This window comes from Acinetobacter sp. TYF_19 (genome assembly GCF_043105125.1).
GTDB classification, from domain to species: Bacteria; Pseudomonadota; Gammaproteobacteria; order Pseudomonadales; family Moraxellaceae; genus Acinetobacter; species Acinetobacter johnsonii.
The window spans coordinates 1-13,577 of the sequence record NZ_JBICLH010000041.1 but is presented as its reverse complement, the minus strand read 5'-3'; the positions used below and the strand labels follow the sequence as shown (position 1 = coordinate 13,577).

Below are 13,577 nucleotides of genomic sequence, written 5' to 3'. Positions count from 1 at the left end.
AGATCGGTCTACTTAGTTGAGTTTGATGAATACGAAAACTGCGAAACAGAAAATTTTAGATGCAGCCGCAATTTTGTTTTATAACGATGGCATTACCGGTACAGGGATTAATAGCATTACCGATAAGGCCAAAGTTGCCAAAATGTCCTTATATAATAATTTCCCGACCAAGGCTGACCTGATTACCTCTTATATAGAAGCACGGCACCAAGAGTGGTTAGATTTGTATGCGCTTCGAAACCAACAAGCGCATACCCCTATTGATAAAATTGTCGCGGTTTTTGAAGCCTATCAAGACCATGCTGAGTTTGCCTATGAAAAAGGTTTTCGGGGCTGTGGTTTGTTGAATGCTGCTGCTGAGTTCCCAGCGCACAGCGCCGAGCGCTTGGCTGTAAAACGGCATAAGGATGAAATTGAAAACATTATCTCTACACAGCTTGCCCTTATCATTTTGGACGTAGATAAGGTCAAACAAATGGCTTTGTTGTTGTCTTTTATTCTAGAGGGATCGATTGCGCGAGCGGGCTTGGAAAGCTCGAGTGAAAAAGTACAAGCTGCAACGGCGATGGTGAAAACACTTTTAGCACAGGAAATTAGTACGTGAATCAGTCTGTTTCTGCGGTACCGAATTATGGTTTCATCGCGGTGCTGTTCGCTGCTTTTCTATGGGGAACGACGGGCACAGTGGCATCTTTTGCACCTAATTTGAGTCCTTTGGCTATTGGCGCTGCTGCGATGGGTGGTGGTGGACTGTTACAGGCACTTTTGGCGCGAAAAAGTATTATCTACCATCTGGTACATGTCAAAGCCAATGCAGTGATGCTCGGTGTAGGTGTAATTGCGGTTTTTATTTATCCTTTGGCCTTTTATTCATCGATGCACTATGCAGGCATCACCATTGGTACGGTCGTGTCGATTGGTACGGCGCCTTTATTTACTGCACTTTTAGAAAGGGTGTTTGACCGAAAAGCACTTTCGATGACATGGCTGATGAGTTTCGTATTGGGAGTGACGGGCGTTGCGCTACTTTCTCTCGGGGAATCACATGCTGTAGCAACCACGGAGCATTTGTCCCAAAATCGACCAATGTTGGGTATTGCTTTAGGGGCGGTTGCGGGATTGACCTATGCTTTATATTCTTGGGCGGCAAAACGAATGATTGACCAAGGAATGGATGCAAAAGCGTCAATGGGGCTCATCTTCGGGCTTGGTTCTTTATTATTACTTCCGACTTTATGGATAACAGGTTCAAACTTGTTTGAAGAAAACATCAACCTTTATGTCGTGGGTTATATGATGTTGATCCCCATGTTTTTGGGCTATGTTTTATTTGGATATGGCTTAAAAACCGTGACTGCCAGTAAAGTTATTACTTTGACCTTGTTTGAGCCTTTGATTGCCGCTGTATTTGCAATCCTGTTGGTGGGAGAACAACTTGCACCAATCGGCTGGATTGGGATGGTTTTAATTTCAATCTGCTTAGCATTGCAGGCTAAAGCAAAGTAAATTTTTTGCTTCAGACATTCGTTGGCGCATAAAGCATATTTGCCGAGTGTTGGGAAATCTGATGCCTAGTTGGACTAAGCATCAATGTTATTTCAGTGAAATGGGTTATACAGCTTAAACCCTTAAAGGTATTTAAGAATGCGAATGTGTTTGTTTTTATGTTTAAAGGCTGAGAATTTTAACATCAACGGATAGAGAGCCACAGTTAAAATAATCGAAATGAGCCAGAGGGTGGAGACATGATCGACGCCGAAGTATTCGCCATGGGTCGTGCCAAACAGTGTGACCGCAGTGAGATAGAGGGCTTTCAGCACATATAAGTGTACGATATAGAAGAACATCGGCACGGAACCAAAGACAATCAAGGGTTTGATCCAAGGTTTACTTTCAACCTTTTGAAGTAACACTAACAGGACTAAACCTAGTCCGACATTCCACAAAATAAACAGCAGCGATGGCGGATACTTGGTCAAGTTCAAAAAATTCATAACGGTTTCAGTGCTGGTCGGCATGATTGACCATGCTTGGTCGCCATAGAGATTGATCATTCTTAAAACGATAAATAAACTGATACTGGCAAGCCCGAAGCCTAACAAGATTTGATTTCTTTTTGCGACATCGTGTGTGCTTTTAAATACGGTATGACCGATGCAATAGCCGAGGGTAATTACCCCAATCCAAGGCAGTACTGGGTAAGAGGTTCTAAAACGAATCAGATCTCCAAATTCGATCCAACCACGTTCATGTAAAATAAACCACAGATTTTGCAGGGTCGGCATCTGCGAAAATGACACTTGATCCAGCGCATTATGTCCAAAAATAATGCTGAGACTGATCACCCAGAGCCATTTTTGCGATAGCCCAATTAAGCCTGCTAAAACCACCATACTCAGACCAATGGCCCAAATCACTTGTAAATAGATGACATCGGGCGGGAACTGTCCAGTCCAAGCGAAGTTGATAATGATCAGTTCGAGAAAAATTAGAAATAGACCGCGCTTGAGTAAAAATTCACGGGTCATTTGAACACTGTTGTTTTTTGCTTGGTAAAGATAAGCCGATAAGCCTGTTAATACCACAAAAACAGGGGCACATAAGTGAGCCAAGATCCGGCTAAAGAAAAGGGATTCTTCAGTTCCTGGAATCAGCATCGGGTCGGGGACTTGCTGGTGGAGATAAAAAGTTTCTCTGACATGGTCGACCATCATAATCAGAATAACCAATCCTCTGAGGGCATCAATCGCTTGTAAACGTTGTGAAGGTGTAGACATAAGATGAATTGAAAATTATCGTTATGGTATAATATAACATTTATTTCAATCATTTATATTTAAAATTTAATCAGCAAAATTTATATGTAATCCAATGATTCGAGATGAAGTATCAAAGGTAGATGCATTATTTTATAGACGACTGGTCTATTATTGATTTATAGTGTGGATATGAAACGATCAGACAAAAGCGAAGCAACACGACTACACATTTTAAATAGCAGTTTTCAACTGGTATTACATAAAGGTTTTGTCGGAGTGGGCTTACAGGAAATTCTAAAGAATTGTGATGTGCCGAAAGGTTCATTCTATTACTACTTTGCTTCGAAAGAGGCTTTCGGCTGTGCGCTACTCCAGCAGTATCTGGCCGACTATAAAGTCAAAATCGATCAGCTGATACAGCAAGAACAGCGAAGCGCCTATGCAAGCCTGATGGCACTTTGGCAAGCATGGATTGATAACTCATCACATATTGAAAGTGATATTGAACATCATAGCGATGGGGGATGGGCGGAGAATTGTTTAATCGTTAAATTGGCAGCAGAAGTCTCAGATTTATCTGAAGATATGCGTCAGATTTTGAACTTCGGGGTGCGTAAGTTAACAGAACGTATTTCGGGTCTAATCCAAGCCGGGCAGCAAGATGGTTCAATTCCAGTGTATATTGATGCTGAAAAAATGGCACAAACCATGTATCAATTGTGGTTGGGAGCAGCTTTATTGGCAAGACTGGCTCGAGATAAGCAGCCCCTTTACCTCGCTTTGGAAACTACCCAGCAACTATTACAGCAGATAAAGGAATAGCAAATGCAAAGTATTATTCATCACCAGTTTGGTGAACCTGTTGACGTCTTGGAAGCTGCAGATATGCCGCAACCTGAACCGAAAGCGGGTGAAGTACGTATTAAAATGATTCTATCGCCAATGCATAACCACGATGTGTGGACAGTGCGTGGTGGTTATGGTTATAAACCAACACTGCCTGCAATTGGTGGTAGCGAAGCTGTGGGTGTGATTGATGCGCTTGGTGAGGGTGTACAAGGCGTATCGGTAGGGCAGCGTGTAGCAGTTGCTGCAGTTCATGGCAGTTGGGCCGAGTATTTTATTGCGCCAGCGCATGGCGTCGTGCCTTTAACTGACGCGATTAATGATGAAACGGCAGCGCAGTTGATTGGGATGCCGATCAGTGCACTGATGCTTTTAGATTTTATCGACTTACCAGCAGATTCGTGGTTGATTCAGAACACTGCCAATGGTGCGGTGGGTAAAACCGTGGCAATGATTGCAAAAGCGCGTGGTCAAAAGGTAATTCATTTGGTTCGCCGTACTGAGGCTGTAGCTGAAATGCAGGCCTTAGGCATTCAAAATGTGGTAGCAACAGACCAAGCTGATTGGAAAGAACAAGTCAAAGCGATTCATACAGATCAGCCACTGATTGCGGGTGTAGACTCCATTGGTGGTCAGGCCAGTGGTGAAATGTTGGCTTTACTGAGCAAAAATAGTCTATTGGTTTCATTTGGTAGCATGACAGGTGAGACCATGCAGATTTCTTCGGGAGATCTGATTTTTAAACAAGCCACAGTCAAAGGTTTTTGGGCAAGTGTGGTGAATAAGCAATTGTCTGCTGAACGTAAAAAGGCGTTAATTGTGGAGTTATTGACGCTTGCTGCACAGAAAAAATTACTGCTACCTGTTGAAGGTATCTTCAGCTTTGCACAAATTAAAGATGCTGCACTGAAAGCGACGCAAGGCGCACGTCAGGGTAAAGTACTTTTGAAACCCTAAGAGTTTTGACCTAGATCAGTTGTGAAGCTGATCTAGCATCATTCATCAAAAATAAGGATAAAGCGTATGATGGGACAAATTTTGATTGCTTTAATTGCACTGTTGCATGTGTATATTTTAGTTTTAGAGATGTTTTTATGGGATAAGCCCTATGGTTTAAAAGCCTTTGGCAATACGCCCGAAAAAGCACAACTGACCAAAGTTATGGCGCAAAATCAGGGTTTATACAATGGTTTCTTGGCTGCAGGTTTATTTTGGGCGTTATGTGCACCTGAAATTTATGCACTGCCACTGGCCAACTTCTTTTTAGGCTGCGTTTTGGTTGCTGGGATTTATGGTGGCCTGACCGCCAGTAAGAAAATTATCTACATTCAAGCCTTACCTGCTGCTGTAGCGTTACTTGCGGTGAATTTTCTCTAAGCCAAATGAAACAACTGCTTGAGTTCCACATTAAAAAAGCCAACGTCGAGACGTTGGCTTTTTATTGTGAGTGATGACTTATTTGACTTCAGGCAAATCAAACCAAATCACTTGTGCATCTTCTAAGGCTTTAACGTCACTTGCTTCTAAGAACGCAATTGCGTCACCTGCATGAAGAGTATGTTCTGCAACTTGGATTGAACCTGAAATCACATGCACGTAGTTAATATGCTGTGTAGCTTTAACTTCTAGCATTTGATCTTTTTCAATCACAGCTGTTTTGACTTCAGCATCTTGACGAATATGCATTGCAGAATTGTCATTTGGACCACAAATCACATGCCATTGATTTGGCTGCTCATGTGGATCAAGACGAATCTGCTGATAGGTTGGTGCTGCATCTCTTTGATTTGGGGTAATCCAAATTTGTAGCAAATGTACTGGCTCATCACCCTGATTCATTTCACTGTGCTGTACACCCGTACCTGCACTCATCAGTTGCCATTCACCTGCAGAAATACCACCATGGTTGCCCATGCTGTCTTTATGGGTGATGGTACCTTTAAGCACACAGGTCAAGATTTCCATATTGTCATGGGGGTGTTGACCAAAACCTTGATGGCCCGCGATCACGTCGTCATTAATAACACGTAAGGCACTCACGCCGATATATTTAGGGTTATACCAACTGCCAAAAGAAAAGCTGTGTTTAGACTCTAGCCAACCGATATTGACATGACCACGGTCTTGACTGCGATGAATGAAAGCATCCATTTTGAACTCCAATCTTATTTTTAATCTATGGAGTAATTTTAGCGTTTTATATTTATCGCTAAAATAGTGAATTTGCAATGTTGCGTTTCAATATTGAAATGATTAAATACAACATTGCAGCCTCAGTCTAAATCACAATACCGTATGCGGAAATCTTTCCAGACGTAGTTTTTGCTTTGTGCATATTCAGCTAAAAATTGTTGATGTAGCTTCGGCTGCTGTTGCATCCAGTTATTGCCCCATTTCATACCAAGTGGAGGCGCTTTGTCTTTAAAAACAAAATAGTCATCGAGGCAAGTACTGCTTTCAACGGAGAGTGGTACATCTTGATCATCGAGATAATTTTCATAGTTAATCGAGTTGGGTGGATTCTTTAAGAACACTTTGTCACTGGCGGTGAGCAGAATTTTCTGTTCAAAGTGCTTCAATTGACCTTGTCTGTATTCATAGCGGGTTTCAAGGTTATAAGGGTGTACGGTTTGGTAGTCGCCTGGAGACTTGGTGCTGTATTCCAGTATTGCATTATTATAATCTAATAAGTCTTCATCCCATTTGGGGCCAAAACTCATCCCATCTTCAATGGCTGGAGCCACAAATTGTTCGCGGTGGAGATGTTTTCCATTCGTGTCGATTTCAATAATTTCATAGCTGTATCGGTAGCGATTGTTGGTATAGATGGGGTTCATGGCCGCATTGGCTTTTAACTCTGTAGGAGTATAGGCATAGCGAGTACGAAAAATCAGTGCGAGATTTTTAGCGACGGGTATAATCGAAAACAGTTCATGATCTTTGACAGTGTTGTTGAGTTGGGGCTGTAGGGTGATTTTTTCTCGATTTTCAGCATAAGCCTCGCCTATTGAAAAAACTGCCGAGTGGGGCGAGTTTAAATAAAGCAGTTTAGGCTTTTGCCCCGTTCGAATCGCGTAATAGTGAATCGGAGATTTGCCTGCGATGACATAATAGAGTGCATTCAAAAGTGGATCTTTGAGGCTATCTTGCTCTGGAATGTATTGCGGATGACGGATTTTTTCATGATCATCCAGACTGTCAAATGGATTGTCAGATTCGACTACATATGCAGAAGCATCTACGCTGGTCACGATTTCTTCATCTAATTCGGCAAAGCTATAAGTTGAGAAAGATAGTAAGCAGGCCACGGGCAGTATTATTTTTAAAGCGTTCATCGTCATTTTTATATTGTTGTAATTGAAAAAAGGTGCTCTCAAGAGAACACCTTTTATAGCGTAAATAACTTAGAAAGCCAATTATTCTAAGAATTTAACCGTAACACCTGACTTCACTTTTTTGCCAAGATCATTAGCATCCCAGTTGGTCAAACGGATACAACCGTGCGATGCTGTTTTAGAAATAGCTGAAGGGTTTGGTGTACCATGAATACCAAATGATTTTTTGCTTAAACCAATCCAGATATTCCCTACAGGACCATTTGGACCCGGTGGTAGAGAAAGTGGTTTTAAGTTTTTGCCCTGTACAAAGTTACTTGGTGAGTAGCTATACCAAGGATTTGGCGCAACACCAGTGACTTTATAAGTACCCGTTGGAGACGGAGTATCTGAGCTACCAATGGTTGCAGGGAAAGAACCGATCATTTGGTTGCGGCTGTTAAATAAATACAGCTGTTTTGCACCTTTGTGCGCAACGATCAAATGAATGTCTTCTGGCACTTCATTGCGGATATTGGCCACAATAAGTTTTTCGCCCGCTTTTTTGAAGGTCGCTTTTGGATTTAACTTCTGCAAGAAGTCTTCATCCATATGGAACTTTTCACCCAACATTTCAGTTACGCGAGTGTAATACAAACCTTTCATTTTGGCTTGTAGTGCATAATCGCGTGGAATTGATGCGGCATAAGGACCTTTTAGGTCTGCTTCGGTAATGGTGTATTCAATAAATGCAGGCTTAGAACCTTGACTTGCCAGTAGGGCATCCCAAGTTTCTTTGGTTAAGGTGCCTGTTGCTTTTAAACCGCTCATTTGCTGGAACGAAGCAATGGCTTTGAGGGTGTTTTTACCGCTCATGCCATCAATTGCACCCGGAGACGCATGTGCATTATTGAGCATCACGTGAGCACGTGCATAGACAGGGAATTGGCCTTTATCAATATTGTCAAACCATTCTGCACTGTTTAAACCATTTAATGTCCACGATGCTTTTGCTGCCGCAGGATTGGTCGTCGTGGTGGTCGGTGCAGTGGTGGTTTTGCTTGGTGCAGCACCAACGTCAGCTGTTTTATCTTCAGATTGTTCAAGTTGATCTAAAGTTTGCGAAGCTTGGTTTAAGTCTGCTTGTTCTTTTGCTGTAATTTGGCTATTTGCAACCGCAGTAGAAGCTGAAGCGACATCTGTTGCTAAAGGATCAATAGGATCTTGAACTGAAGTACCAATGATCTTTTTGGGCGTCAAAGGTTGTTCAGTAGTAGATGCAGCAAACGCTGTACCAGCAAGAATGCAACTTAAACTCATCGCGAGTATTGTGCGAACGAACATGTAATTCAACCTTAAGAATTATTCATTTACAAAGTAAAAACTAGTCAAGTATTACAGAAAAAAGATGGAGATGCAGTATTTGTTTTGTGTAAATATTCGTTTGCATCTTTGTCCTGATCGAATTTTAGTGTTATGAGAAGTTATTAAAAATTCGACCTTTTTGTTATGATGGTGAGCAAATTTAATTGAGATGGGAAAGTAAATGACGACGCTTAAAAATGATCGTTTTCTACGTGCTTTATTACGTGAACCTGTAGATACCACACCCGTCTGGATGATGCGTCAAGCAGGGCGTTATTTACCTGAATATCGTGCAACCCGTGCACAAGCGGGTGATTTCCTTTCGCTGTGTAAAAATAACGAATTTGCGTGTGAAGTAACTTTACAGCCTTTACGTCGTTATGAGCTCGACGCTGCCATTTTATTTTCAGATATTTTAACTGTACCCGATGCTTTGGGTTTAGGGCTTTATTTTGAAGCTGGGGAAGGGCCTAAATTTCATAAAACGGTTCGTACTGAACAAGATGTGGCGAATTTACCTCAGTTTAATGCTGCATCTGATCTCGACTATGTGATGAATGCGGTCAAGACGATTCGTTCAGCGCTTGGCGGCCAAGTGCCTTTAATTGGCTTTTCAGGTAGTCCTTGGACGCTGGCAACTTATATGGTTGAAGGTGGTTCGAGCAAAGATTTCCGTTTCACCAAGCAAATGATGTATGCGCAACCTGAGGTTTTACATGCGCTGCTCGATCGTTTGGCTGATGCGGTAATTGACTATCTAAATGCGCAAATTGATGCAGGTGCTCAAGCCGTACAGATTTTTGACAGCTGGGGCGGGGCATTGGCACACCGTGAATATTTAGAATTTTCTTTAAAATACATGCAAAAAATTGTTACAGGTTTAAAGCGTGAAAATGAAGGACGTAAAGTGCCTGTGATTTTATTCACCAAAGGTGGCGGTCAATGGTTAGAGCCAATGGTGGCAACAGGGGCAGATGCTTTTGGTCTAGATTGGACGACGCCATTAAATGTGGCTCGTCAAACGGTGGCTGGCCGTGCGGCACTGCAAGGCAACTTAGACCCTGCAACATTATATGGTTCGCATGAGACCATTGTGAAAGCCACCAAGGCCATGCTAGATGACGCTTATGCAGGCGGTGAGAAAACGGGTTATGTTGCAAACTTAGGTCATGGCATTACTCAGTGGGTTGACCCTGAAAACCCGAAAGCCTTTATTGATACTGTGCATGAATACAGTGCCAAATATCTCTAAGTTTCACAGCTTCAATTCAATTAGGGTTCATGCGTGATCACGATTTTAAAATCATGTTTTGAGTTCTCATCTAAGGCAGCTTCGGCTGCCTTATTTGGGATATTACTGTTATTGGCTTTTGCCTTCACAGCCAGTATGGGGAGTCAGGAATATTTCGGTTTTTTCCGTTATGACTATCTATTGTTTTATGCCGTGCTGATTCAAGTTTGTCTGCTGTATTTAAAACTTGAGTCTTGGGCCGAGGCCAAAGTGATTGCATTATTTCATGTGATGGCAATGGTGATGGAAATCTTTTTGACCCATCCGCAAATTGCATCTTGGCAGTATCCGCATCCCGCCGTGTTTAAAATTTTAACAGTGCCTTTGTTTGCAGGTTTTATGTATTCGGCTGTGGGCAGTTTTTTTGCGCGTTTATTACGTCTCTATCACGTTTCTTTTGAACACTTACCCCGTTTCTCTTCCATGCTAACCTTGGCGGTGTTGTCTTATATCAACTTTATGTCCAAGTTTTTTGTTCCCGATATTCGCTATCTTTTGTTTGCTTGGAGCATAGTGCTGTTTTGGAAAACCAAGATAGGCTTTGAATTGCAGAAGCATCGTTTTCAACTGCCGATGTTACCCGTACTTTTACTGTTGGCTTTTATTATTTGGATTGCGGAAAATATCAGTACGTTTTACCAAATCTGGTTGTACCCAAGTCAAGTCGATGCATGGCATATGGTCGGTTGGGGCAAGTTGGGTTCTTGGTATTTATTGCTACTGCTCAGTCTGGTGTTGGTGTTAAAGATTTTAGGGAAACGAGATCTACGTGGCAGTTGGTCCTTATACCGCTAAAGCACATTTTTAAATATTCACTTCACTTTAGTATAAATTGTTTTGCGTTATGCGCTTGTTACGGCTATCTTACAAGGGTGTAGCTCAAAATACACACAATGGGAACAATAAAAATACTCGGAGATAATCGAGTCTGGAGAAACCTTATGTTGAAAAAAATAGCATTGGCTGCGGTTTTGGCTGTTGGTTCTACCGCTACATTTGCAGATAATGACGTCGGTTGTGGTATTGGTTCACAAATTTGGGCTGGCCAGTCTGGTAAAGTCGCTAAAATTTTAGCGGGTACAACCAATGGTCTTTTTGCTAACCAACTTTTCGGTATTACCTTTGGTACTTTAGGTTGTAGCGGTACAGGTACCGTGACTGCTCAGGCAGTAACATTTACCAACGAAAATGCGGAAGCATTGGCGCGTGATATGGCAGTTGGTGAGGGCGAAAGTCTAAATGTACTGGCTGAATTACTGAACATCCAGTCTGAAGATAAAGCACGTTTCTTTGAAGTGTCTAAACAAAACTTCGCAAAAATCTATTCAGCTGAAAACCAAGATGCGCTTCAAGTATTAGCATCTTTACAAGCAGTCATGGCAACGGATAGCGTATTAAAAGCATACGTTTAATTGCACCATAAAACCCTGCCATTCAGGCAGGGTTTTTCATATCTAAAAAAGAAGAATAGCTAACACTGCATGAAATCTGTTGTCCTCCTCTTTAGTGTGCTATTCAGCACCAGCATCTTTGCTCAAGCACCTAGCTCAGCAGAGTTTTATATTGAAAAAGCACAGCAGCTGAAGCTAGCCTCAAATGTGACTTGGCAACGTTTGATGTATGCCAATGTCTCAGGACAAAGTAAAGTCACTTATCGCCCATTTTTTTATAGCGAACACGGACAAACTCAGCTCAAACAAGAGCTTGATGCCAATATTTCAGCACTTTTTACCCCAGCCGAAGCCAATCAATCGATTCAATGTCGCTTTCCGGCACGTTCAAAATGGCTCATAGGACAACTGAATATTGTATCAAACCAACTGCCTAAAGCCTCATGTCCTGAGCTGGATGAGTGGCTTGGGCAAATTAAGCCGTATAAGGCGACTTTAATTTACGCTACGGACTTTATGGGCAATCCCAGTTCGATGTTTGGGCATACCCTGTTAAGGCTTGATCCTAAAGACCAAAAACAGCTGAACTTAGTTTCTTATGCCGTGAATTATGCAGCGACAGTGGCCAATAGCGACAGCTTTTCTTTTGCATGGAAGGGCTTAACCGGGCAGTACCCAGGTGAGTACTCACTCATGCCGTACTATCGAAAAGTGAAAGAATATGGTGATTTGGAAAGCCGCGATTTGTGGGAGTACGAGTTAGCCCTGACGCCAGAAGAAACCAAAACCATGGTTGAGCATATTTGGGAACTCAAGCATGTGCAATTTCCTTACTATTTTATCAGTGATAACTGTGCCTATCGTTTACTGGGTTTAATTGATTTGGTACGGCCAGAGGTCAACCTACAAAAACAATTTAAAACCGCTGCGATTCCTGTTGAGACTATTAAGGCGGTCGATGAAAACCATCTAATTGCAGAAAGTGTTTACCGTCCAGCTTTAGAAACTCAGTTGTTGGCACAAGCCAAACAACACGGACAAGCCTTGGCAGCGGCTGCGCATCAGGTTGCGCAACTTAAACCTGCTCAAATGCAAGATTATTTGAATCGCTATGCCTTGGTGGATCAGGCACGTATTTTAGAAATGGCCTATGACCATGTGTATTTACAGTTAATTGCACAAAAGATTGCGGCAGAAGACGCCCAACCGCGTATTCGACAACTGCTGGGTTTGCGGAGTCAGATTGACTTGGAAAAGCAACGTCAAGTGGTCGAAGCGCCAAAAGTAGATCCAGTAAAAGGCCACCATGCGCGAACCGTTCAGCTTGAAGCAGGTGAGATACAAGGTGACACTTATTTCCGACTGAGCCATCGTCAGGCCTATCATGACTTGATTGACCCGCAAGGCGGTTTCCGTTTGGGTACACAGCTTAAGTTTCTAGACGGCAGTCTCGAATACCGTGATGATCGACTAAAACTGCAAGAACTAAATGTGCTGGAGGTCAATGCCTACAGTCCACTGACTGCCTTTAAAACACCATTAAGCTGGGGTTTTAACATGGGTTGGCAACAAGAGGCACTAGATCGAGATGGTACATTTAGTGAACAAGATCAACACGGCGTATTTAATCTATCCAGTCAGTTTGGCTATAGTGTGGCAGATCAGGCGCGTCAACATTTATGCTATGCACAATTGCAAAATCATGTTCAAGCAGGCAAAGCTTTAGAGCGAGGTTGGCGCGTGGGACTTGGGCCAACGGTAGGCTGTCAGAACATCTGGAGCGAACATATCAATAGTTTGGTACAGGTCGAGCTGCCATATTGGGAAGATAGCCATCAATGGCAAGTCAGACTGAATACTCAGTTGCAATATTTATTCAATCAGCAAAATGCCTTGAGGCTTCATTGGCAGTATCAACAGCAAAAAGGCAAAGATTGGGATCAGATGGGTTTGAGTTATCTCCATTTCTTTTAGTTCGATCCTCTTTTCAAAGCCCCATTAATGGGGCTTTTTTTATGGAAGTCATTGCTGTTAAAACAACAAAACGTGAGCTTTACTTTTTATAAAGCGCTGAAAATGAAAGCTGATGGTGAAAATAAGTATTGAAATTTGCTATATTAATCACATAAATGTCTAGTAAGTCTAAAAAATATATAAATAGGTAATTTTTATGAATGATGAATGCATGGCTAAATTGGCCGAGCAGTGGGGGAAAATTTTCCAACATTATTCAGTGAATGATCACGTTAAAGCGCAAAATTTTATTCAGCAGCATTCGTCTGTATTGGTCAATGAATTTTATAGCAATATTGTCTTGGAGCCTGAGGCTGCAGATTTTTTTAAAGATGACATCATTCAACAACGTTTAAAAAACAGTTTAAACCAATGGCTCATTGAAAGTTTCGACGTGGCTGTGAATGAAGCTTATTGTGCAGCAGTTGAAAAACAACAAAAAGTTGGGCAGGTACACGCGCGGGTGAGCATTCCTTCTTGGTTGATCATGTGCGGTATTCGTGAGATTGAAAACAAAATTTTGGAACTCTTGGCTGAATTTCCGCTAGAAAATAACCACCACATGCTAAGTTATATGCTGCAAATTATGGGTTTTGCG

General features: G+C 42.1%; 14 protein-coding genes. 10 read left to right on the top strand and 4 right to left on the bottom strand.

Translation table 11 applies throughout. The features are described 5' to 3' along the window. Positions 1–25: 25 nt before the first annotated feature. Together ACF8FD_RS04280 and ACF8FD_RS04275 are read left to right on the top strand one after the other, a co-directional pair. Positions 26–604 carry a TetR/AcrR family transcriptional regulator gene (locus ACF8FD_RS04280; protein WP_234304646.1) on the top strand — a complete coding sequence of 193 codons (579 nt, stop codon included), beginning with the start codon at positions 26–28 and terminating at the stop codon, positions 602–604. Further along, positions 601–1,506 carry a DMT family transporter gene (locus ACF8FD_RS04275; RefSeq protein ID WP_242759423.1) on the top strand — a complete coding sequence of 302 codons (906 nt, stop codon included), beginning with the start codon at positions 601–603 and terminating at the stop codon, positions 1,504–1,506. Before ACF8FD_RS04280 ends, ACF8FD_RS04275 begins: the two co-directional genes overlap by 4 nt. Positions 1,507–1,628: 122 nt before the next feature. Here ACF8FD_RS04275 and ACF8FD_RS04270 read toward each other — a convergent pair whose 3' ends face one another. Next, positions 1,629–2,777 (bottom strand): DUF1624 domain-containing protein, encoded by a 1,149-nt coding sequence (locus ACF8FD_RS04270; protein WP_234304648.1) that lies wholly within the window; start codon positions 2,775–2,777, stop codon positions 1,629–1,631. A gap of 171 nt (positions 2,778–2,948) precedes the next feature. Here ACF8FD_RS04270 and ACF8FD_RS04265 point away from each other — a divergent pair, with 171 nt between their 5' ends. The 3 genes from ACF8FD_RS04265 (at position 2,949) to ACF8FD_RS04255 (ending at position 4,982) form a co-directional block, all read left to right on the top strand. Then, positions 2,949–3,581 carry a TetR/AcrR family transcriptional regulator gene (locus tag ACF8FD_RS04265; protein ID WP_234304649.1) on the top strand — a complete coding sequence of 211 codons (633 nt, stop codon included), beginning with the start codon at positions 2,949–2,951 and terminating at the stop codon, positions 3,579–3,581. Between the two features lie 3 nt (positions 3,582–3,584). Further along, entirely contained in the window at positions 3,585–4,562 is a 978-nt protein-coding gene (locus ACF8FD_RS04260) for a zinc-binding dehydrogenase (RefSeq protein ID WP_234304650.1), read from the top strand. Positions 4,563–4,628: 66 nt separating this feature from the next. After that, complete coding sequence (locus ACF8FD_RS04255) at positions 4,629–4,982, top strand: DUF1304 domain-containing protein (RefSeq protein ID WP_224468609.1); 354 nt, start codon at positions 4,629–4,631, stop codon at positions 4,980–4,982. A 78-nt stretch (positions 4,983–5,060) separates the two neighbouring features. Here the strand turns inward: ACF8FD_RS04255 and ACF8FD_RS04250 are convergent, their stop codons facing one another. The 3 genes from ACF8FD_RS04250 to ACF8FD_RS04240 form a co-directional block, all read right to left on the bottom strand. Continuing rightward, positions 5,061–5,756 carry a pirin-like bicupin family protein gene (locus ACF8FD_RS04250; RefSeq protein WP_279678629.1) on the bottom strand — a complete coding sequence of 232 codons (696 nt, stop codon included), beginning with the start codon at positions 5,754–5,756 and terminating at the stop codon, positions 5,061–5,063. Positions 5,757–5,878: 122 nt separating this feature from the next. Further along, positions 5,879–6,940, bottom strand: a complete 1,062-nt coding sequence (locus ACF8FD_RS04245) for a hypothetical protein (RefSeq protein WP_279678628.1) — start codon at positions 6,938–6,940, stop codon at positions 5,879–5,881. Between the two features lie 81 nt (positions 6,941–7,021). After that, positions 7,022–8,263: a L,D-transpeptidase gene (locus tag ACF8FD_RS04240; protein WP_279678627.1), complete on the bottom strand. Its 1,242-nt coding sequence runs from the start codon at positions 8,261–8,263 to the stop codon at positions 7,022–7,024. A gap of 202 nt (positions 8,264–8,465) precedes the next feature. On the opposite strand from ACF8FD_RS04240, the gene hemE reads away from it, so the two are divergent. The 5 genes from hemE to ACF8FD_RS04215 all read left to right on the top strand — a co-directional run. Next, positions 8,466–9,536, top strand: a complete 1,071-nt coding sequence (gene hemE, locus ACF8FD_RS04235; protein ID WP_125273252.1) for a uroporphyrinogen decarboxylase — start codon at positions 8,466–8,468, stop codon at positions 9,534–9,536. Between the two features lie 36 nt (positions 9,537–9,572). Beyond that, positions 9,573–10,370: a DUF817 family protein gene (locus tag ACF8FD_RS04230; protein WP_279678648.1), complete on the top strand. Its 798-nt coding sequence runs from the start codon at positions 9,573–9,575 to the stop codon at positions 10,368–10,370. Between the two features lie 146 nt (positions 10,371–10,516). Further along, the gene (locus tag ACF8FD_RS04225) at positions 10,517–10,987 is read left to right on the top strand and encodes a DUF3015 family protein (RefSeq protein ID WP_004695672.1); all 471 of its coding nucleotides are present in this window, start codon (positions 10,517–10,519) and stop codon (positions 10,985–10,987) included. A 69-nt stretch (positions 10,988–11,056) separates the two neighbouring features. After that, positions 11,057–12,940 carry a DUF4105 domain-containing protein gene (locus tag ACF8FD_RS04220; RefSeq protein WP_279678626.1) on the top strand — a complete coding sequence of 628 codons (1,884 nt, stop codon included), beginning with the start codon at positions 11,057–11,059 and terminating at the stop codon, positions 12,938–12,940. 196 nt (positions 12,941–13,136) lie between these two features. Continuing rightward, positions 13,137–13,577 (top strand): protoglobin domain-containing protein (locus tag ACF8FD_RS04215; RefSeq protein ID WP_392453239.1); only part of this gene is annotated, 441 nt, incomplete at its 3' end.

Bases quoted from the DNA above. Each gene is read 5' to 3' on its own strand.
- ACF8FD_RS04280 (WP_234304646.1), top strand. From the start codon at position 26: ATGAATACGAAAACTGCGAAACAGAAAATTTTAGATGCAGCCGCAATT.
- ACF8FD_RS04270 (WP_234304648.1), bottom strand. From the start codon at position 2,777: ATGTCTACACCTTCACAACGTTTACAAGCGATTGATGCCCTCAGAGGA.
- ACF8FD_RS04265 (WP_234304649.1), top strand. From the start codon at position 2,949: ATGAAACGATCAGACAAAAGCGAAGCAACACGACTACACATTTTAAAT.
- ACF8FD_RS04260 (WP_234304650.1), top strand. From the start codon at position 3,585: ATGCAAAGTATTATTCATCACCAGTTTGGTGAACCTGTTGACGTCTTG.
- ACF8FD_RS04255 (WP_224468609.1), top strand. From the start codon at position 4,629: ATGATGGGACAAATTTTGATTGCTTTAATTGCACTGTTGCATGTGTAT.
- ACF8FD_RS04250 (WP_279678629.1), bottom strand. From the start codon at position 5,756: ATGGATGCTTTCATTCATCGCAGTCAAGACCGTGGTCATGTCAATATC.
- ACF8FD_RS04245 (WP_279678628.1), bottom strand. From the start codon at position 6,940: ATGAACGCTTTAAAAATAATACTGCCCGTGGCCTGCTTACTATCTTTC.
- ACF8FD_RS04240 (WP_279678627.1), bottom strand. From the start codon at position 8,263: ATGTTCGTTCGCACAATACTCGCGATGAGTTTAAGTTGCATTCTTGCT.
- hemE (WP_125273252.1), top strand. From the start codon at position 8,466: ATGACGACGCTTAAAAATGATCGTTTTCTACGTGCTTTATTACGTGAA.
- ACF8FD_RS04225 (WP_004695672.1), top strand. From the start codon at position 10,517: ATGTTGAAAAAAATAGCATTGGCTGCGGTTTTGGCTGTTGGTTCTACC.
- ACF8FD_RS04220 (WP_279678626.1), top strand. From the start codon at position 11,057: ATGAAATCTGTTGTCCTCCTCTTTAGTGTGCTATTCAGCACCAGCATC.